A 21379-nucleotide genomic window follows, 5' to 3' on the forward strand; every position below is an offset into this window, starting at 1 on the left:
GCATCCGTTATCCGCCTGCGGACCACTCGCTTATCCGCTCCACCATCCGTTGGCGATCAGGCGGCACGAACACCAGGTGATCGACGCCGGGCCAATAGTGGACCTGCAAGCCCGGATGTCGCCGCGAAGCGCCGAAGGTGGCGTCGAGTTGACGACGATGCAGCAGATAGTGCGCGACTCCCCCGGTATAGAGCGCCAGCACCTTCACTCCGCGTTCGAGCATTTTCTCCAGGTCGGATTTGAAGATGGCGTGATCCGGCCAGTCGCGGAAATCGGCAAGCCCCGGGCCATCGACAGGCTTCGCCGGCTTGAAGAAACGCCAGGCCATGCGCGGCCAGCTGGAAATGGGACGCCTGAGCAGCAGTTGCAACTGGCCGACCCGGAACCAGCGACTGCGTACCGCCATGCTGTCGATCAACAGCAGGCCATCGACCCGCGGTTCGGCAACCGCCACTTTCCAGCTCAGGTCCGCGGCACTGCAAAGTCCGCCGACGATGAACGAGGTCGCGCCGGTGGCTGCCTGGACGCTGTCCAGCGCCTCCCTGGCGGCCGATTCCTGCGTGGCATGGCTGCCCGCCGGCGCATCGCCGATCCGCGGCAGGTCGAAGCGGAACACGTCGAATCCTTGCGCCGCAAGCCGGCGCGCGAGATGCACGTGCAACCGGAACGGACCGACGCGGTGTATCAACCCGGCATTGAACAGCACCACCGCCCTGCCGCGCGCATCGGCAGCGGCACGGGTCAGGATTCCGAAGCTCCGGCCCCCATCCAGCGACAACACTTCATCCATGGGCAGTCCACCTCGGGATATCCGACACAAGCGCCTCCAGGGCATCGCGCGCATCGCGCAGCGGGATCAGGCTGGTGAGGTCGAGCTCGTCGGACCAGGCGGTGACCGACGCGGGAAGCTCCAGCCTGGCATCGGCCGCGAGCTGCATCGCGGGATCGTCCGGATGCGCGAGCACCGCCATCGGAACACCGCATGCCTCCCGGTCGATCGAGTACGTGGCCAGTTCGCTGCGAAAACGTTCGGACAGGGCGAATCCCATCAAGTCCTGCGGACCGGCAGCGGCCATGCCACGCAACAAGGGATAACGATAACGCGAACCCCTTTCGAAACGGTCGCGCTTTTCCAGACTCTGGACATAGCCGGCGCCATCCAGGACCGGCTGCCACAGCCACAGAGCCGACGCACCCAGATTTTCCGCTTCCCGGTGCGCGAAGAGCGCGGAACCGCGAATGGCGACGAGTATCAGCGGGGCGCCGCCGCTGCGGCGGCGCAATTCCTCGGCCGCCAAGGCGATATCCAGGCCGCAGTCGGCGGGGTTGAACTGATCGTCCCCTCCGTCCGAATCGCCGGTACCCAGGTAATCGAAGCGGAGGCAGGCGAGACCGGCGCCGGCCAGTTGGCTGGCGATCTGGGAAAAGAACCGATAGCTCCTGAAATGCTCGTTCAACAGGGGCGGACACATCAGCACGGCCCCGCGCGGCGGTTCCGCCGGAGCGTGATGGACGCCGAACAGCCGGCGCGCGGGTGGGCCGAAGTAGACAGGTTGCAAGATTGGCTCCATCAGATGAACTTCGTCCTCACGCGCGCCGCCTCTTGCCGCCGAAGAGTCGCCCGAAGAATCGCGACAGGCCATTGCCCGTCGATTCGCCCACGGACTGACTGCCGGATTGCTCGGGCAGCAGGGCAGCGGCTTGCGCCAATGTCTGCGTGGCCAGCGAAAGCAGGCGCAATCTGACGCCGGTGTCGCGCATCACCCGATTGGCCATCTGCACCGCCAGCATGGAATGCCCGCCGAGATCGAAGAAATTGTCGTCCGGTCCCGCCGGGTTGCCCAGCAATTCGCTCCACACCGTCATCAGGTAGTCCACGCGCGGATCGTGGAGAGTGGAGCCGCTGGCGGCCGATTCCGCACTGTTTGCGCCGGAAGACCGGATGGCCGCCGCGATCGATGGCTGGGGCGAAGGCAATGATTTCCTGTCGACCTTGCCATTGGGCAGGAGCGGTATGGATTCCAGCATCACTACATGCTGCGGAACCATGTAGTGCGGCAACGCATCCCGCAATGCGGCGATCAGGGCATGCTCATCCAGGGACGCGTCGCCCTGGGCCACGACATAGGCGACCAGGCGGACATCGCCGGGCCGGTCCTCGCGTGCGATCACCACTGCCCGGGATACCTCCGGCTGTGCGATCAGGGTGTTCTCGATCTCGCCCAGTTCGATGCGATGGCCCCGGACCTTGACCTGGAAATCGAGGCGTCCCTGGTGTTCCAGTACCCCGTCCCTGCGCCAGCGGCCACGATCGCCGGTCCTGTACAACCGTGCCGGCAACGCACTCGGCGAAGGAGCCGAGCGCGACACGAAGTCGTCGGCGACGAAGCGCTCGGCCGTCAGCTCGGGGCGGTCGAGGTAACCCAAAGTGACGCCATCGCCACCGATGTATATTTCGCCCGAAACCCCGATCGGACAGACTTGGCCGCGCGGATCCAGCACCCACACCGTGGTGTTGGCGATGGGCTTGCCGATGTGGATATCGGGCGCGCGACCTCCGGCACCGGCTTCGACGCGCGCGCAGGTCGACCACACCGTGGTTTCGGTCGGGCCGTACATGTTCCACACTTCCGTGCAGCGGGAAAGCAGCTGCACGGCCAGGTCGGCGGGAAGCGGCTCGCCGCCGCACAGCGCCTTGAACCCCGCCCTTCCCTGCCATCCCGACTCGACCAGCATCCGCCAGGTCGCGGGCGTGGCCTGCATGAGGGTGATGCTCTCGCGCTCCAGCAACGCCGCGATCTCGTAACCGTCGGTGGCGACGTCGCGCGTGGCCAGCACGATTTCCGCACCCAGGCTCAGTGGCAGGAATATTTCCAATACCGCGATGTCGAACGAAGTCGTGGTGACCGCAAGCAGGCGATCGTCGCGATCCATCCCGGGCTCGTTGCGCATGCTGTGCAGGAAGTTCAGCACCGCCCCGTGCGGTACCTGCACGCCCTTGGGCTTGCCGGTGGAGCCGGAGGTGTAGATCACGTAGGCCGCCGAGTCGTAGCCCGCCGGATCCACCTGCTGCCCGGCGACGACCGCCGGCGCCGCATCGATCTCGGCGGCATCGGCATCCAGCAGCAGGACCCGCTCGCGCGGCATGGCCAATGGCGTCGCCAGGTCCGCTTCCGCCACCACCATCGCGAGCCTCGCGTCCTCGACCATGAACTGCAGCCGGTCACCGGGATAAGCCGGATCCAGCGGCACATAGGCCGCACCGGTCTTCAGTACCGCGATCATGCTGGCGATCAGGTCCGGGTGGCGATCCAGCGACACGCCGACCAGGTCGCCCGCGCGCACTCCGCGCGCGACCAGCGCATCGGCGATGCGCGTGCTGCGTGCGTCCAGTTGCGCGTAGCTGACCCGCTCGTCGTTGAAACGGATGGCCGTGCGCTCCGGCGCGGCTTCGGCCTGCGCCGCCAGCATCGCGTGCACGGTCTTCTGCGCGGGCATTTCGGAGGCGGTGGAATTCCACCTTGCCAGGGCATCGAGGTCTTCTTCGCTCAATGCGTTGGCGTCGCCTATCGCCACTTCGGGGTCGTGGCGGAAACCTTCCAGCAGTTCGATGAAACGCCGGTGGATGGCCGCGCCGGATTCGGCGGACAGGATGTCCGCGTTGTAGTTCATGTCCGCGACCACGCCATCGGCATCGCCGAAGCACCACATCGACAGATCGTTGGTCGCGGTGATTTGCGGCAGCATGACGTGTTCGTAGCGCAGGTCGCCCCAGCGCGTGCGGCGCTCGCCGATGTCCTGGTAAGAGAACAACGCCTGGTACACCGGCGAGCGGCTGGGATCGCGCGGCACGTTGAGTTCCCGTGCAAGATATTCCAGCGGCACATCCGGGTTGGAGAAGCAGTCGAGCACGGCTTTGCGCACCTGGGCGACCGTCTCCACGAACGAAAGTTCGGGGTCCACCTGCAGGCGCAGCGGAAGGATGTTGACGAAGAACCCCATCACCTTGTCCATGTCCTCCGAGACATGGTTGCGCACCGGCAGGCCGACGATGATGTCGCGCTGGCCGGTCAGCCGATGCAGCAGCACGTAGTACGCGGCCAACAGGGTCATGAACAGGGTCGCATCGACGCGACCGCCGATCTGGCGCAAGGCCGATGCAAGCACGGCATCGATGCGCATGATTTCTCCGCCGCCTTTCCCGGTCGCCTGCGCCGGCCTCGGGAAATCCTCAGGCAAGTGCAATGGCTCCAGTTCGCCTGCAAGGTGCCGCATCCAGTGGTCGATTTGCGGACGCAACGAACCCTCTTCCAGTTGTTGCAGGTGCCAGGCGGTGAAATCGCAGTAGCTGCGCTTCAACTCGGGCATGGTCGACAAGCCGCCCTCGCTGTAGGTCGCATACAACTCTGCCATCTCTTCGCAGAACAGGTTGAGCGAGACCCCGTCCCAGATCGCATGGTGGGCCATGAAGAACAGCATGTGGTCTTCCGCGGAGAGCCTGAACAGGCGCGCACGGAAAAGCGGCGCCTGGTCCAGCGGCATCGGCTCCGCCGTGAGCGCCTCCATGCGCCGCATCACTTCGGCCTCGCGCTCCTTCTCATCGAATCTGGTCAGATCCTCGACGGGCAGCAACGACGCTTCCATCTTGGCGTGCACGCGCTGTATCGCAGCGTCGCCATACGGTTCCAGTTGCGTGCGCAGGGTGGCCTGGCGCTTGACCACTTTCTTGAATGCGTCGTCGAGTGCGATCAGGTCCAGCGGCCCGCGCAATCGGTGCGCGGACTGGATGTTGTAGGCGGCCTGGCCCGGTTGCATCTGCTCGATCACCCACAGTCGCTGCTGCATGAGTGAAAGCGGCGCCGTTTCCTGGTTGTCCTGGCGGACGACCGGCGGCGGCATGTGGGCGGTGGTGGTGGCAATGACTTGGTCCCCGATGAAATCGGCAAGACGGCCCACGGTGGGCGCGTCGAATAGTGCGCGTAGCGGCAGCTGCACGCCGAGCTCCCTGCTGATGCGCGTGGTCAGGCGCGCGCCCAGCAGTGAATGGCCGCCCACGGCGAAGAAATCCTCATCCATGCCGACGCTGGCCACGCCGAGCACGTCCGCCATGATCGACGCGATGCGCGCCTCGATGCCGTTGCGCGGCTCGCGGCGTGCGGCATGCGCCGACTGGAGCTCCTGCGGCGCCGGCAGCGATTTCCGGTCCACCTTGCCATTGGGCAGCAGCGGGATTGCATCCAGTACGACGATATGTTGCGGAATCATGTATTCGGGAAGCGTGCCCCGCAGGTGCGCGGCAAGCCCGCTTTCCACGATGGCGCTTCCGGGCTGCGCCACCACGTATGCGATCAGGCGGACATCGCCGGGCCGCAGTTCGCGTGCGACCGTCACCACCCGCGCCACGGAGGGATGGGTGGCGAGGTTGTTGTCGATCTCCTCCAGCTCGATCCGGTAGCCGCGGACCTTGACCTGGAAATCCATCCGGCCCATGTGCTCGATGTTGCCGTCCGCGCGCCATCGGCCACGGTCTCCAGTGCGGTACAACATGGGTCGCTCTCCCGATACGTTCGCATCCGGATCCGAATGGCGATCGGCGATGAAACGATCCGCGGTGAGTTCCGGGCGCGCCAGGTAGCCAAGAGTCACCCCCTGTCCACCGATGCATATTTCGCCGGGCACTCCACGTGGGCAGAGTTCTCCCTGCGCATCGAGTATCCAGATCCGGGTATTGGCGATGGGTCGGCCGATATGAATGTCGGAAACCCGGCCATCGGCACCGGCCTGCACCTTCGCGGCAGTCGACCAAACGGTGGTTTCGGTGGGCCCGTACAGGTTCCACAAAGCCCCGCAACGGGGCAGCAACGCTGCCGCCAGGTCCGGCGCCAGTGCTTCGCCGCCGCAAAGCGCACTGAAACCCGGGCCGCCCGACCAGCCGGTTTCCAGCAGCAATCGCCAGGTGGAAGGCGTGGCCTGCATGACCGTGGCGCCGCTTTCGTCCAGCAGTCGGGCCAGGGCGATCGCGTCGCTGGCGGTGTCGCGATCGGCCAGGACCACCTGTGCGCCCACGCTGAGCGGCAGCATCAGCTCCAGTACGGCGATGTCGAACGAAAGCGTGGTGACCGCCAGCAATCTGTCGTCGGCGCCGAGGCCCGGTTGCGCCTGCATGCCGGTCAGGAAATTGGACACCGCCGAATGCTGCACCTGCACGCCTTTCGGCCGGCCCGTGGAGCCCGAAGTGTAGATGACATAGGCCACCGATTCCGGCAGCGCGCAATCCAGGTCGTGGCCGATGCGCAGGTCCGGGGCGCTGGCGATCTGCGCCTCCATTTCGTCGATGGCCAGCACAGGCCGCCCATCCAGGTCGAAACGGGCCGCGTACTTGCGCTCGGTGATCAGCGCCGCCAGCCCGGCGTCCTCGGCCATGTAGGCGAGGCGGTCGGCGGGGAATTGCGGATCCAGCGGCACGTAGCCGGCCCCGGTCTTGAGGATGCCCAGCAAGGACGCCAGCATGTCGATGCCGCGGTCGATGGAGATGCCGACCAGGGCGCCGCGCCGCGCGCCCGCGGCGCGCAGCAGGTGGGCGATGCGGTTGGCGCGCGACTCCAGTTGCGAATAGGTCATCGCCTCCTGGCCGAAACGCAGGGCGATGCGGTCGGGGGCGCGATCGCATTGCAGCTCCAGGTATTCATGCATGAGGCGTTCGCGCGGGAACGGCACCGGCGCCGGCTGCAGCGCCGCAAGTTCGCCACGGGCGGCCGCATCCACCAGCGGCAGGCTGGCGACGCTGGTTTCGATGCCCAGGGTGGCGGCGCGCAGCAGCGACTCGTAGGCGCCAAGCCAGCGGCGCACGGTGGCGTCATCGAAAAGATCGCGGTTGTACTGGCACTCCAGACGCAGCGTGCCGTGGACCTGGGCGGCATTCACGAACAGTTCGAAGGTATCGAAACTGCGCGGATTGTCGGAAAACTCGAGTTCCAGTCCTGGAAACGCGGTGGTTTCGCTTTCCAGCGCCTGGTCGATGTTGAACAGCACGCTGACCAGCGGCATGCGGCTGGGATCGCGCTGGATCGGCAGCTTCTTCAGCAACGTGCCGAAGGTGTAACGCTGGTGCTCCAGCGCATCCAGCAGCACGACCTGCGCATCGTCCACCGACTTGGCGAAAGACTGCCCGGGATCCAGGTCGAAGCGCAGCGGCAGGGTATTGACGCAATGGCCGACCAGATCGGTCTGGCCTGCCGACGATTGACCTGCGGCCGGAATGCCGACCACGATCGTGCCCTGCCCGCTCAATCTCGACAGCAATCCAGAGAATCCCGCCAAAAGGGTCGCGAACAGGCTCGCGCCGCGCCGCGCGCCCATGCGCCGGATCGCCGCGACGAGTTCCACATCCAGGACATGGTCCACGCGTGCGGACGCGAAGCTGCGGCGCGCCGGCCGCGCCCGGTCGGTGGGCAAATCCAGGACCGGGATCTCATCGGCGAAGCGCGATAGCCAGAAGGCCTCGTCCAACCGGTACTGCGCGGTCTGCGGATGGGCGAATTCGGCGATGGCGTAATCGGTGAAATCCTCGGCCTGGAGCAGCGACGCATCGGCCAGCCCGGCGTACCGCGCATACAGGGCGCCGAGCTCGCGCACGATCACCCACCAGGACCAGCCATCGCAGACGATATGGTGCGCACTGAGGATCAGCAGGCTTTCCTGTGGGCCCAACTGCAGCAGCTCCGCACGGAACAGGGCATCGAATTCGATGCGGAACGGGGTTTCCACCGAGTTCCTGAGCCGCGCCTCGAGCGCCTGCAACCCGGCATCGCCCGCCAGCGTGGAAAGATCGATGACCGGCAATTCGAAGGCGACGTGCTGGCGAATGCACAGGGTTTCGCCATCCGGGCCGAAACTGGCGCGCAATGCATCGTGCCTGTCCACCAGTTCCTGCAAGGCCGATCGCAGCGCGCGCGCATCCAATATCCCGCGCAGGCGCAGCGATACCGAAAGGTTGAACGCCAACGATGCATCGGTGCCCAACTGGTTGGCCAGCCAGATTTCGCGCTGCGATTCGGTCGTGGGAACCACGCGCGCCAACTCGCCGCCGGCGAAAGGGTTGTAATCGACGGAGATGAAATCGTGGGACACCGGAACCGCGCCGCTCATCTGGCCACCTTGAGGAATTTTCCGGGTTCGTCGGGATGGGCGAGGTACCAGGCCGGATCGCCCTCGGGGGAACGTCCCAGCTTCGCGCCCGGCAGCACCGGTTTCCTTGCATCCATGATCTTCATTTCCACTTGCGATCCGGCGCCGGTTTCGGGCGCGCTTGCTTTCGCCGTCGACCCCGGCATTGCAGCGGCCGCAACCTCCTGGGCAAGCGCACCGGGCATGTCCTTGCCGGACAGCAACGCGAGCTGCCGGGCCATCAATTCCTGCTGCTGCAGGACGATCCGGTAGGTCGTATCGCCGCCCTGCCACGACTGTTGCGCAAGCAAGGTCAGCTGTTGCGACATCAGTTGCATCTGCTCGCGGACCATCCGGTACTTCGCTTCCGCCTCGGATCCGGCCGGCGTGGCTGGTGCGGTCGGTTCCGGCTGCGATGCCGGTACTGGTGCAGCCATTGCGGCCGGGACCCCATCGACCGGCGCATTCGTGACTGCTCCGGCCGGGAGATGCGGCTCGAGTAGCGCCGCCAACCGGCCCAGGCTGGAAGCATCGCTCATGAGTTGACGGAAAGTGACCTTCACCGCGAAGGCCTTCTGCAGCTGCAGCGCGATCTGGGTCAGCATCAGGCTGTCCAGGCCGACCTCGATGAAGTTGGCTTCCGGATCCGCCACCTCCAGCCCCGAGGCATCCTCGAAAATCCCGCGCAGGCGGGCGATCAGGGGGGAACCGCGACCCCCGGCGGCCTGTACCGATGGCGTCGAGGCCACCAGGTGCAAGGGGCTCTGCTCTCCCGCCGCCGCGGCATGCGCCGGGTGGGTGAGCACGGTGGCCGATCCGGCCGGCACCGCATCTATCCAGTAACGCTGGCGCTCGAATGCATAGGTCGGCAACAGGACGCGCCGGCGCGACTCGCGGGTATCGAAAACAGCGATGTCCAACGCCACGCCGTTGGCCCAGAGGTTGCCGGCCGCCTGGCGGAAATCGGCCAGCTCCGACTGCGGCGAATCGGCCAGCGAAGACACCGCCACCTTGTTCGCCTTCGAAAGCTGCGGATGTTGCCGCGCCAGCGCGCTCAAGGTGCCGCGCGTGCCCACTTCCAGCAGCACGCGGGCGGGCGAATCAAGGGCCTTGAGCAACGCCCCGGAAAAACGCACCGGCTCGCGCAGGTGCCGCGCCCAGTAATCGGGCGAGACCGCGGTTTCGGCATCCAGCCACTCGCCGGTGGCGGTGGAGATGATCGGCATCTGTGGAACCGAACGCGGGACCGCCGCTACTTCGGCACGGAACAGCGCCACCACCGAATCCATCATCTCCGAATGGAAGGCATGGGAAGTATGCAGCGCGCGGCAGGCGACGCCCTCGCCTTCCAGTTGCGCATGGAAAGCCGATACCGCGTCGGTCGGCCCGGAGACGACGCAGGCGCCGGGCGCATTCTCGGCAGCCAGCGACAAGCCCGGGGGCAGGCGCGTGGACAATGCGGCCAATGGCATCCGCACCGACAGCATGCTTCCCGGCGGCTGCGCCTGCATCAAGCGCCCACGCCGGGCGACGAGCTTCAGGGCATCGGCCAGCTCGAAGACGCCGGCCAGGGTGGCCGCCACGAATTCGCCGATGCTGTGCCCGAGCATCGCGGCCGGCGCCACTCCGCAACTCATCCACAGGCTCGCCAGAGAGTATTCGACGGAAAAAATCGCCGGCTGCATGACCGAAGTGGGAAGCAGCGCTTGCGCGTCGTCGCCGAAGACGACCTGGCGCAGGTCGAAACCCAGTTCCGCGAGCAGGCCTTCGGCGCATTGATCGAAGGCCGCGCGGAAATGGGGCTCGGCTGCGTACAGTTCGCGCCCCATGCCCGCGTACTGGGAGCCCTGGCCCGGGAACAGGAACGCCACTTCGCCCGCATGCGCGGGTCGGCTGCGGGCGATTGCCGCAGCGGTATCGGGGTTGCGCAGCTGCGCCACGGCAGCCGCGACGTCGCTGGCCGTCACCGCCACGCGATGGGCGAATGCCTTGCGGCCGACATCGAGCGTCCAGGCGACATCGGCCAGGTTGATCCGCGGGTGCGCTTCCAGGTGATCGGCCAGTTGCAGCGCCATGCGGGCCAAAGCGGCGGGCGTGCGTGCGGACAGCGTCAACAGTTGCGGGCCGGTCGCCGTTTCCGAATCAGGCAGCAACGGCGCCTCTTCCATCACCACGTGCGCGTTGGTGCCGCCCACGCCGAAGGAACTGACGCCCGCGCGGCGCGGCGCATCCTGCATCCGCTTCCAGTCGATGCCGTGGCCGGCGACCACGAACGGCGTGCTGGAGAAATCGATGTCGGGGTTGGGCGCGGTGAAATGCGCGGTCGCCGGGATCCGTTCCTCTTTCAATGCATAAGCGGTCTTGATCACGCCCGCGGCCCCGGCCGCTATCACCACATGGCCGATGTTGCTCTTGACCGAACCGACATGGCAGAAGCCGTTGTCGCCGGTGCCGAGGCGGAAGGCCTTGGTCAGGCCTTCGATCTCGATCGGATCGCCCAACGGCGTGGCGGTTCCGTGCGCTTCGACATAGCCGATGCTGCGCGGACTGACGCCTGCATTGGCATGGGCCAGGGCGATCACTGCCGCCTGGCCCTCGCTGCTGGGTGCGGTGAAGCTGGCCTTGTTGCCGCCGTCGTTGTTGATGGCGGTGCCCTTGATCAGGGCAAAGACCTGGTCGCCGTCCGCCAGCGCGTCGCCGAGGCGCTTGAGCAGCAGCACCGCTGCGCCGTCGCTGAAGACCGTTCCCCGCGCATCCTTGTCGAAGGCGCGGGTGTGGCCATCGGGAGACAGCATGGAACCTTCGAGGTAGCGATAGCCGCTGCGCGGCGGACAGGTCGCCGAAGCCGCGCCGGCCAGGGCCATGTCGCACTGTCCGGCGCGCAGGCTGTCCACCGCCTGGCAGATCGCGACCAGCGAGGTTGAACAGGCGGTATGGGTGCTTACCGCCGGCCCGGTGAGGTTGAGCTTGTGCGCCACGCGCGTGGCGATGTAGTCCTTCTCGTTGTTGACCATCACCTGGAAGGCGCCGAGTTTCTCGATCAGGTCCGGGCGCAACGACACGTGGTGCTGGAAATAGGTGGCGTTGTTCATGCCCGCGAACACGCCGACCGGACCCGGCGTGGCATCGGGCGCATAGCCGCCGCGTTCCAGGCATTCCCAGCACAGCTCCAGGAAGATGCGCTGCTGAGGATCCATGAGTTCCGCTTCGCGCGGACTGATGCCGAAGAACGCGGCGTCGAACTGCTCCAGCCCTTCGATGATGCCGCGTGCGGCGACATAGGAAGGATCGGCACGCTCGGCGGCGCCTACCGCGGGATCCAGTTCGTCGGGCTTGAAGAACGAAATGGTGTCGCGGCCGTCGCACAGGTTGCGCCAGAACGATTCGACATCGGCGGCGCCGGGGAAACGGCCGGCCATGGCGACGATCGCGATCGGCTCGTTGTACGCCGGGCGGTCGCCATGGGTCCGGCTGATGCGCGCGGTTTCGAGCGCACCATCGCTGCGTCCGGAAAGCGCGGCTACCAGCGCGGCCGGCGTGGGGACGCGGAAGAACACCGTGGCCGACAACACCGGCCCGGGCGACTCATCCGGCGACCGGTCCCGCGCACGCGACTTGCGCACGCGTTCCAGCAGGCGCATCGCGAGCAGCGAATTTCCGCCCAGGTCGAAGAAATTGTCGTGGCGCCCGACCTGGTCCAGGCCCAGCACCGCTGCGAATGCGGCGCAGGCTTCCGCTTCTTCGGCATTGGCTGGTGGTTCGTAGGCGATGGCCAGGTGCGGGCGGGCCGTGTCCGGTTCCGGCAGTGCGCGCCGATCCAGCTTTCCGTTCGGGGTTACCGGCAGGCTGTCCAGGCGCACGTACAACGCAGGAATCATGTACTCGGGAAGATGCCGGGCCAGGTGGTTGCGGAAATCTTCCACGCCGACCGCGGTCCCGGCTTCGCGTGGCACGTAATAGGCGACCAGGCGCAGGTCCCCCGCGCCGTCGTCCCGCGCCAGCACCACGCCCGCGCCGACCTGCGGGTGTTCGATCAGGCGCGCTTCGATCTCGCCCAGCTCGATGCGGAAACCGCGGATCTTGACCTGGAAGTCGTTCCGTCCCAGGTACTCGATGTTGCCATCCGGCATCCAGCGGCCCAGGTCGCCGGTGCGGTACATGCGCGCATCGCCGCCAAGGAAAGGATCGGGGACGAAGCGTTCGGCTGTCAGCTCGTCGCGATTCAGATAGCCGCGCCCCACCTGCACGCCACCGATGTAGAGCTCGCCGGCGACGCCTTGCGGCACGGGCTCCAGATAGGCATCGAGCACGTACATGCGCGTATTGGCGATGGGTCGGCCTATGGGAATACTCAGGCCTTCGGCTCCGGGAACACAGGTCCAGGCGGTGACGTCGACCGCGGCCTCGGTGGGCCCGTAGAGGTTATGCAGTTCAACCCCGGGCAGGCGTTCGTGGAATCGTTCCGCCAGCGATACCGGCAAGGCCTCGCCACTGCACATCACCTGCCTCAACACCCCGGCGCACGACGAAGCGCTGTCGTCTTCGAGGAACGCGTGCAGCATCGACGGCACGAAATGCATCGTCGTTACCTGTTGCGCGCGGATCAGCGCGGACAGGTAAGCGGGATCCTTGTGCCCTTCCGGGCGCGCCATCACCAGGCGCGCGCCGGTCATCAACGGCCAGAAGAATTCCCACACGGAAACATCGAAGCTGAAGGGCGTTTTCTGCAGCACCGTGTCCCGCGAAGCGAGCCGGTAGGCGTCCTGCATCCACAGCAGGCGGTTGACGATGCCGCGGTGTTCGTTCATCGCCCCCTTCGGCAAACCGGTCGAACCGGAGGTGTAGATCATGTAGGCCAGGTTGCGCGCACCCAGGCCGATCTCCGCCACCGGGATATCCGTCGCCGGCAGTTCGCCCCATGGCGTGGCCTCGGCCGAAAGATCCAGCAACGGACACGCGACTTCGAGCCCGCGCAGCAGGGGCTCCAGGCTCGATTGGGCCAGCAGCACCTTGGGCGCGCTGTCCTTCAGCATGTGCGCGAGGCGATCCACCGGGTAGGCGGGATCCAGCGGCACGTAGGCGCCGCCGGACTTCAGGATGGCCAGCAGGCCGACCACCATCCGCCAGCCACGCTCCACGCAGATGCCGACGCGGTCGTCCGGGCGCACGCCCAGCGCGCGCAGATGGTGCGCCAGCCGGTTGGCGCGCCGGTTGAGTTCGGCGAAATCCAGCTCGAGGCCTTCGCTCACGACCGCAATCGCTTGCGGTGTGCGCGCGACCTGCGCTTCGATCAGCGTGTGCAGGCATTGATCCTGCGGATAGCCGACGACCGTATCGTTCCAGGTTTCCAGCAAATGCCTGCGCTCGTCCGCGCCGATCATGGGGAGCTTGCCGACTTCCGTTTCGGCATCGGCGCCCATGGATTCGAGCAGGGCCTGCCAATAACCGAGATAGCGATGCGCGGTGGCGGAATCGAACAACGCCGTCGAGTAGCCAAGCCGGACATGGACTCCGTCCCCGGATTCGATGACCTGCATCGCCAGTTCCGAACCCGCGATCTCGATCGCATGCTTCGAATCCATGCCCACCGCGAACGAGACCTGCCACGACTTGCATGCCCCGTCGGGTCCGCTCCGGAACCATTGGCCGATGTACGCCAGGAACTGCGCGGTCGTGGCAGTCGCGGCAAGATCCAACGGCATCGCAAGCAGGTGCAGTCCGCTCTTCGGCGCAACCCCGAGAACCAGCCCGGACTGGCCGGACAGGCGCTGGACCAACACCGCCCATCCGGCCATCAATACGCTGGACCGATCGACTCCATAGCTCGCGGCCGTGGCCGCGAGAATCCGGCATAAGCGTTCTTCGAGCGTGGCTTCGATGACACCCGGGGCGTGCGCCTGGCCAGGCATCCGCGGCCGATCGGTCGGAATCTCAATTGGCGTTGGCATGCACGGAACGGCCGCACTCGTGTCTTGAGCGTTCTCCTGCATCATGCCCCCGGTACTTGGGCCTGTGCTTTGCATCTACAATCCCCTGTCGTCCACACGTTATCAAACGCACTTCAAGCCGCAGGGCGGCCACCATGTGCAGCTCGCGCAGCCGATATGACACGCGCTAGGATAAGACCATGGGGACACAGCGATGACACCGCCGGATTTCGGGCAGCTCTATGCCCAGCTCGGTCTGCAGCCGGGCTGCAGTCTGGAGGAATTGAAGCAGGCTTACCGTCGGCGGATAGCGGAGTTGCATCCGGACCGGAAACCCTCGCAGGCTTCTCCGGATGGCGTGGAAATCCCGTTGTCGGACTTGAATTCGATCTACGCCAGCGCGCTCCGCTTCCACAAGGAGCACGGCCGCCTTCCCGGTAGTCGCTCCCAGGCATTACGGACGCTGGGACCATCGCTGCCAGGGCGCGGCGCCGACCCAGGCAATGCGAAAACACCCGCGGTCGATCCAGGCGACGACAGCGGCCCGAACCTCCAGCGCGGACAGAAGCTGGTAGTCCTGTTGCTGCTGTCCGCGTTGGCATTGGCCATATTCCTGGATTCGGATCCCGCCGCCTCCAGCACCAGACCGCAAAGCTCGGCCATCGGCGATCACTGACCTCGCATGCAGGTTTCGCGCGGGTAACGACTTCCAGCAGTGCGCTCAGCGCGCGCCGCGACCGAACAGCACCACTTCCACGGTCTGCAACATGATCATGAGATCGAAAACCAGCCCGTGGTTCTTGACGTAGAACAGGTCGAACTTGAGTTTTTCTTCCGCATCCCGCACCGACGCCCCGTAGGGGTAGCGGAGTTGCGCCCAGCCGGTAAGCCCGGGCTTCACGCAATGGCGTACGCCGTAGTAGCGGATCTCCTCGCTGAGCAACTCGACGAAGTGCGGACGTTCCGGGCGCGGCCCGACGAAACTCATGTTGCCCATGATGACCGCGAACAATTGCGGCAGTTCGTCCAGGCGGGTAAGCCGGATGAAGCGCCCGACCCGGGTACTGCGGTCGTCGTCCTTGGTCGCCCAGCGTGCCACGCCATCCTTTTCCGCATCCACGCGCATGCTGCGGAACTTGATCAGCTCGAAATGCTGCCCGCGTTCGCCGACCCTGACCTGGCGGTAGAGAATGGGCGATCCGTCTTCCAGCCAGACCAGCAGCGCCACCAGCAGCATGAAAGGCCAGGCCACCAGCAACAGCGAAATGGCCGCGGCCAGGTCGAAGAAACGCTTGCTCAACCGACGCGGCGTGGAATAGTCGAAGCCGCCCGAGAACATCAGCCACGATGGATCCAGAACATTGAGCTGGACCATGCCCGCCTCGCGCTCGAAGAACGTCGACAGGTCGATGATCGAGATGCCGCGTTGCACGCAGGTCAGCATCTCTTCCATCGGCAGGCCGCCACGACGTTCGTCCGGCGCTATCACTATCTCATCGATCTGCAGCTGCTGGGCCAGCTCGACCAACCCCTGTCCCGGGTCGATCAACAGGCTTTCGTCGATCACTGCGGGCTGGCCAGGCACTGGTACGAAGCCCACCACCACGAACGAACGGCGGTCGGAATCCCGGCGCATGCGGCTGTTGATGAGGTCGGCATTCTTGCCCGCGCCCAGCACCAGTACCCGCTGCCTGAGCACGTCGGTACTGAATACATGCATGACCAGCAGACGGATGGCGACCACGCCAACCAGGCCGATCAGCAGCGACATCGCCATGACGCCTCGACCGATATACGCCTGCGGCAACGCGTAATACAGCACCAGCAGCGCCATCCCGCCGAAGGCGAACGACAATGCCAATCGCAGGATGAAGTCCATGCGGTTATGCCGCACATGCACCTGGTAAAGGCCGAAAGCGGCCATCGCCCCAGTGATGAACACGGCGACGATCAGGCCACGGATAAACGCATGTTCGGCGAAGGCCTGATGGTTCACTGGATCGTTGATGAAACGTATCCAGGCCGCGGCAAGGACCGAGAGCAGGATCAATGCCAGTTCGGACAGCCAAAGAGCCCTGATTGCGCGATCCTTGCGACTTGCCAATGGATTCTTCATTTCGCTTGCCTACGTCGCCAGCCTGATGGTTTCGATGCTCCGGAACCGCGATCGCCGGTTGCAATCCACGCAGGCTCGGTCCGCATCGCCAAACCGCGGCATCCCATTCAACACATCCATCTGCGCTTTCCCCTGTAATGCATGCAGCACCCCGCATCGCCGATCCACGGACCGATCCGGAAGGCTTCATCCTGCACAGCGCCAATGGCGCCAAAGCACATCCCGGTTTACTGATCCAACGCAGCACGGTGCGCGATCCGGCCATTCCTGGCCCGCGCGCGGGTGGCGCACGCAGCCGGCTATCGTGGGGCCGGGGAAAGCCGAGCAACGGCGGCCGTGGCGCCCGCCGGGCTGGCCAACGCGGCGAGGCAGGTGGAGTCCGTCTCAAGCATCTCCAGCCATGCGCACCCCCCCAACTCCGACATTGCCCGAACCGAGCCTTCAGGCGCGGAAAAACTGCTCATTTCCACCGACAGTCCTGTGCCGGCGGCCTTCAACAGCGCTTCCTTGCGTACCCACAAGGCCAGCAGCGCCCTGCCGCGGCGATCGATGGCGAGAGCCTCTATTGCCGCATGCTCCGAGCGGGTACAGATGGCATCGGCCATTTCCGGGAGCAGGTCCATGCGGACGAGTGGCTCGATATCGACGCCCACCGGGCCGGTTCTGCTGACTGCCAGCGCAATCCAGTCGCCGGCATGGCTCAGGCTCGTATGTACGAGGTTGTCGCCGACCCTGGGGCAGCCGGCCGCATCGCGCCACAGCGGCACGGCCATCGGATCCATACCGAGAATGCGCCCCAACAGGAGGCGATGCAGCGCATAAGCCACGGTCAGGACTTCACGGTCGTCCTGCCTGCGCTTGCGCCGCATGCGCAGGCTCTCGGCCGCGTCGAGAAGCGCCGACGCGTCGGGCAAGTACGACTTCCAGTCGCGCACGTCCGCCAACGCGACCACCAGGGGTTGCGAACACCACTCTTGCGACGGCAGCGCCCAGGCAAAAGCCCGGTGGATATCGTGGTCGCCCGTGAGGTTCATTCGATGTCGTGTCGGCCGTCCACTGTTCAACATAACGGACTTGCCTGCTTCGGCAGGTCATTTTTCGCGCGCCAATGAAAAAGCCGGCGAGCGTGAGCTCACCGGCTTTCATTTGCATCGTGTGTTGGTGCGCCCGGAGAGATTCGAACTCCCGACCGCCTGGTTCGTAGCCAGGTACTCTATCCAACTGAGCTACGGGCGCATAAGAAACGGAATTCTGCCTGAGTCGGCTTACGCCCGTCAATCCTTTCGTCTGTCCTGCAGAAGGCGATCGCTTGTCCAGAACACCAAAAAACCCTGAAAACCAAGGCATTTCAGCGATTGGCGGAGAGTGAGGGATTCGAACCCTCGATAAGGCTTTTGACCCTATACTCCCTTAGCAGGGGAGCCCCTTCAGCCGCTCGGGCAACTCTCCGGGTAACTTCAAGCGAGCCGCATCCAAGCGCGACAGCCATTTAGGATACCGGCTGCCGGGCACGGCGGCAAACTAAATCGTCAGCTGGAAGAAGTCGTTTCCGCGGGATGCGCGGGAGCGTTGGCATCCTCGCCCCGCTGGATGCGTTGGTAGATCTCTTCGCGATGCACGGCGACATCCTTCGGCGCAGTGATCCCGATGCGGACCTGGTTACCTTTGACGCCGAGCACAGTCACAGTGACCGAGTCGCCGATCATCAGGGTTTCGCCGACGCGGCGAGTCAAAATCAACATTACTTTGTCTCCATAATCCGGCAAGAGTAGAGCCGGCGGAGCATTTACGCCTTAACGGAGACGCAAACGCTTCCAGATTCATTCATAAACGTGAAGCATGGTAACGGGCGGCCATATTGACCCGCAAGCATGAATTCGCCGATCAGCGGGAATGTAATAGACGTTCTGAAACCCACGCGGGCACCCCAAGCAGCGCCGAGGCAAGGGCGGGCCCGTCCTCGCCACCACCCTGGGCGAGATCCGGGCGGCCGCCGCCCTTGCCCCCGGTGAGACTGGCGATATGCGCAAGCAGTTCCCCCGCTTTGACTCTGCCCGTTGCGGAGCCATTCACGCCGGCCACCAGTGAGGCTTTGCCCCCGGCCGCACCTGCCAGGACGATGACTGCATCGCCCAGTTGCTGCTTCAGCCGGTCCATTGCGTCGCGCAGCGCTTTCGCGTCGAATCCTTCCAGGCGCGCGGCCAGCACGCGTACGCCTTCAATCTCGACGGCCGAGCCAGCCAGGTCGGCGGTGGCGCCCGACGCGGCCTTGGCCTTGAGGCTTTCCAACTCGCGCTCCAGCTTCTTCTGGCGCTCGGTCAGTTGCCGGACTTTCTCGACCACTTCGCCAACATTGCCGCCCAGTAGTGCGGCGGCTTCATGCAGGCGCTGTTCCTCGCTGGAAACCAGGTCGAGCGCGCCCTGCCCGGTCACCGCTTCGATGCGCCGCACGCCAGAAGACACGCCGCCTTCGCTGACGATCTTGAACAGGCCGATATCGCCGGTGCGGCCGACATGCGTGCCGCCGCAGAGCTCGGTGGAATAGCCACCCATCTTCAATACGCGGACGTTTTCGCCATATTTTTCACCGAACAGGGCCATGGCACCGAAATCCAGCGCTTCCTGCATGCCCATGTTGTGCACTTCGGCCACATGGTTGGAACGGATCTCGGCATTGACCCGGCGTTCGATTTCGGCCAGTTCCACCGCAGTCATCGGCTGGAAGTGCGAGAAGTCGAAACGCAGTTTGTCGGGCGCTACCAGCGAGCCCTTCTGCTGCACATGGGTACCCAGCAATTCGCGCAACGCGGCATGCAACAGATGCGTGGCCGAATGATTGAGGATGGTGGCGGCGCGGCGCGGCGCATCGACCGAGGCAAGCACATGGTCGCCGAGCTTGAGGCTGCCTGCAGCCACTTTGCCGACATGTCCGTGGAACTGACCCGCGAATTTCAGCGTGTCGCTCACCTCGAACTTCACGCCCTGCTCCGCAAGCACGCCGACATCGCCGACCTGACCACCGGATTCCGCATAGAAAGGCGTGCGGTCCAGGATCACCACGGCCTCATCGCCCGCGCTTACGGAATCGACAGGCCGTCCTTCCTTCAACAAGGCCGCGACCACAAGTCCGCCAACGTCCAGGCTGTCGTAGCCCAGGAATTCGGTCGGTTTCAACTTCGCCACCAGTTCCGCAGGCAACCCGGAGCCTGCCGAGAACTTGCCCGCGGCACGCGCTGTTTCGCGCTGCTGCTCCATGGCTGCCTCGAAACCCTGCATGTCGACCGACAGCCCACGCTCGCGCGCGATATCGGCGGTCAAATCCACCGGGAAGCCATAGGTGTCGTACAGGCGGAAGGCATCGGCGCCGGGGATGACGCCATTCGCGCGCGCGGCCAGTTCATCGAAGATGCGCATGCCGGAATCCAGGGTTTCCGCGAAGCGTTCTTCCTCGGCCTTCAGCGCCTTCCCGACCAATTCTTGCGCCGCCGGCAACTCGGGATAGGCCTCGCCCATCAACGCGACCAACGTCGGCACCATCTTGTGGAAGAACGGCTGGCGCACGCCCAGCATCCAGCCATGGCGCAATGCGCGGCGGATGATACGGCGCAGCACGTAACCGCGCCCTTCGTTGGAAGGCAGTACGCCATCGACGATCAGGAACGAGCAGGCGCGGATATGGTCGGCGATCACGCGCAGCGACTTGTTCTCCAGGTCGGCGGTGCCGGTCAGTTCCGAGGCCTTGCCGATCAGCGACTGGAAAAGATCGATTTCATAATTGGTATGCACGTGCTGCAGGATCGCGGCAAGGCGTTCCATGCCCATGCCGGTGTCAACGCACGGCGCCGGCAACGGCACCAGCGTACCGTCGGGCTGGCGATCGAACTGCATGAACACCAGGTTCCAGATCTCGATGAAACGATCGCCATCCTCGTCCGGCGAACCCGGCGGGCCGCCGGCGATGTGCTCGCCGTGGTCGTAGAAGATTTCGGTGCACGGGCCGCAGGGGCCGGTATCGGCCATCTGCCAGAAATTATCCGACGCGTAGGGGGCACCCTTGTTGTCGCCGATGCGGACGATGCGTTCGGCGGGAATGCCGACCATCCTGTTCCACAGCTCGTAGGCTTCGTCATCCGTCTGGTACACCGTGACCAGCAGGCGTTCCTTGGGCAGCTTCCAGACCTCGGTCAGCAGCTCCCATGCCCAGGCGATGGCGTCCTTCTTGAAATAATCGCCGAACGACCAGTTGCCCAGCATTTCGAAGAACGTGTGGTGGCGTGCGGTGTAACCGACCTGGTCCAGATCATTGTGCTTGCCACCGGCGCGCAGGCAACGCTGGACGTCTGCCGCGCGCACGTAACTGCGCTTCTCGGCGCCCAGGAACAGGTCCTTGAACTGGACCATGCCCGAGTTGGTGAACAGCAGGGTCGGATCGTTGCCCGGCACCAGCGGCGCGGACGGGACGATGGTGTGGCCCTTGCCACGGAAGAATTCCAGGAAATCGCTGCGGATCTGGCTGCTGCTGAGCTTGTTGGAGGTGTTCATCTGGCTGGCGGTTGGCGGGCGGGCACGTCTGCCATGCCGCGATACCGTCAGGATGCGGACGCGAGCTGGAGCAGACAACCCAATCCGCAAAGGTTAGCAGGCCGCGCCGGATCAGTCCTCCGGGCCGCCGCCATGCAGGACGAACCTGACCGTTTCGCCATCAAAACCGCGCCGATAGAGGAAATCGGCCGCCTTCCGGCGGCGGACCAGATCCGTGACAAAGTCCGGGCCGAACCGACGGCAGGCCAGATCCTGCGCGACCTGGCGCCAGTCGCCTTCAAAGGCGGCCATGGCCGCCTCGATCGCATCGCGATCGAGGCCGTGGCTACCCAGCTCGGCGCGGATGCGGACCGGCCCCTGGTTATTGGCTACCCGGGTACGCACCAGCATCTCGGCAAAACGGGCATCGCTTTGCCAGCCATCGCCCGTCAGCCTGCCTATTGCCGCCGACGCCGCTTCACTTTCGATCCCGCGCTCGGCCAGCTTGCGGGCCAACTCCTTGCGGGAATGCTCCCGCCGCACCAGCAGCGCCAATGCGCGCTGGAGAGGCGTCAATTCCCGCTGCTTGCGCTTGCGGGAACCAGGAGCGCTACCGACATCTTCCGCCATCTCTATCCACTACTCTCGC

At 65.3% G+C, this 21379-nt stretch carries 10 protein-coding genes and 2 tRNA genes; 1 reads left to right on the plus strand and 11 read right to left on the minus strand.

What is annotated here, in order from left to right; genetic code table 11:
* Nucleotides 1-7: 7 nt before the first annotated feature.
* From CSC74_RS04720 to CSC74_RS04735, 4 genes are read right to left on the minus strand one after another with little or no spacing between them, the layout of a single operon-like run.
* Nucleotides 8-790: an alpha/beta hydrolase family protein gene (locus tag CSC74_RS04720; RefSeq protein WP_162313232.1), complete on the minus strand. Its 783-nt coding sequence runs from the start codon at nt 788-790 to the stop codon at nt 8-10.
* A complete protein-coding gene (locus tag CSC74_RS04725; RefSeq protein WP_162313233.1) occupies nt 783-1643 on the minus strand; it encodes an alpha/beta hydrolase family protein in 861 nt (286 codons plus the stop codon). Before CSC74_RS04725 ends, CSC74_RS04720 begins: the two co-directional genes overlap by 8 nt.
* The gene (locus CSC74_RS04730) at nt 1588-8148 is read right to left on the minus strand and encodes a non-ribosomal peptide synthetase (protein ID WP_162313234.1); all 6561 of its coding nucleotides are present in this window, start codon (nt 8146-8148) and stop codon (nt 1588-1590) included. The genes CSC74_RS04725 and CSC74_RS04730 overlap by 56 nt, the downstream gene beginning before the upstream one ends.
* Entirely contained in the window at nt 8145-13961 is a 5817-nt protein-coding gene (locus tag CSC74_RS04735) for a hybrid non-ribosomal peptide synthetase/type I polyketide synthase (protein WP_162313235.1), read from the minus strand. Before CSC74_RS04735 ends, CSC74_RS04730 begins: the two co-directional genes overlap by 4 nt.
* A gap of 346 nt (nt 13962-14307) precedes the next feature.
* Here CSC74_RS04735 and CSC74_RS04740 point away from each other — a divergent pair, with 346 nt between their 5' ends.
* Nucleotides 14308-14769 carry a J domain-containing protein gene (locus CSC74_RS04740; protein WP_162313236.1) on the plus strand — a complete coding sequence of 154 codons (462 nt, stop codon included), beginning with the start codon at nt 14308-14310 and terminating at the stop codon, nt 14767-14769.
* A gap of 45 nt (nt 14770-14814) precedes the next feature.
* Here CSC74_RS04740 and CSC74_RS04745 read toward each other — a convergent pair whose 3' ends face one another.
* The 7 genes from CSC74_RS04745 to CSC74_RS04775 form a co-directional block, all read right to left on the minus strand.
* A complete protein-coding gene (locus tag CSC74_RS04745) occupies nt 14815-16209 on the minus strand; it encodes a TIGR03013 family XrtA/PEP-CTERM system glycosyltransferase (protein WP_162313237.1) in 1395 nt (464 codons plus the stop codon).
* Between the two features lie 299 nt (nt 16210-16508).
* Nucleotides 16509-17243 carry a 4'-phosphopantetheinyl transferase family protein gene (locus CSC74_RS04750; protein WP_162313238.1) on the minus strand — a complete coding sequence of 245 codons (735 nt, stop codon included), beginning with the start codon at nt 17241-17243 and terminating at the stop codon, nt 16509-16511.
* Between the two features lie 125 nt (nt 17244-17368).
* A tRNA-Arg gene (locus tag CSC74_RS04755) sits at nt 17369-17445 on the minus strand.
* Nucleotides 17446-17565: 120 nt separating this feature from the next.
* A tRNA-Ser gene (locus tag CSC74_RS04760) sits at nt 17566-17658 on the minus strand.
* An 80-nt stretch (nt 17659-17738) separates the two neighbouring features.
* Nucleotides 17739-17951: a carbon storage regulator CsrA gene (gene csrA / locus CSC74_RS04765; RefSeq protein WP_162313239.1), complete on the minus strand. Its 213-nt coding sequence runs from the start codon at nt 17949-17951 to the stop codon at nt 17739-17741.
* A 142-nt stretch (nt 17952-18093) separates the two neighbouring features.
* Complete coding sequence (alaS, locus tag CSC74_RS04770) at nt 18094-20751, minus strand: alanine--tRNA ligase (RefSeq protein ID WP_162313240.1); 2658 nt, start codon at nt 20749-20751, stop codon at nt 18094-18096.
* 111 nt (nt 20752-20862) lie between these two features.
* On the minus strand, nt 20863-21360 hold the full coding sequence (locus CSC74_RS04775) for a regulatory protein RecX (RefSeq protein WP_162313241.1): 498 nt from the start codon (nt 21358-21360) through the stop codon (nt 20863-20865).
* Nucleotides 21361-21379: the final 19 nt, after the last annotated feature.

This window comes from Pseudoxanthomonas yeongjuensis, assembly GCF_010093345.1.
Classification (GTDB): domain Bacteria; phylum Pseudomonadota; class Gammaproteobacteria; order Xanthomonadales; family Xanthomonadaceae; genus Pseudoxanthomonas_A; species Pseudoxanthomonas_A yeongjuensis.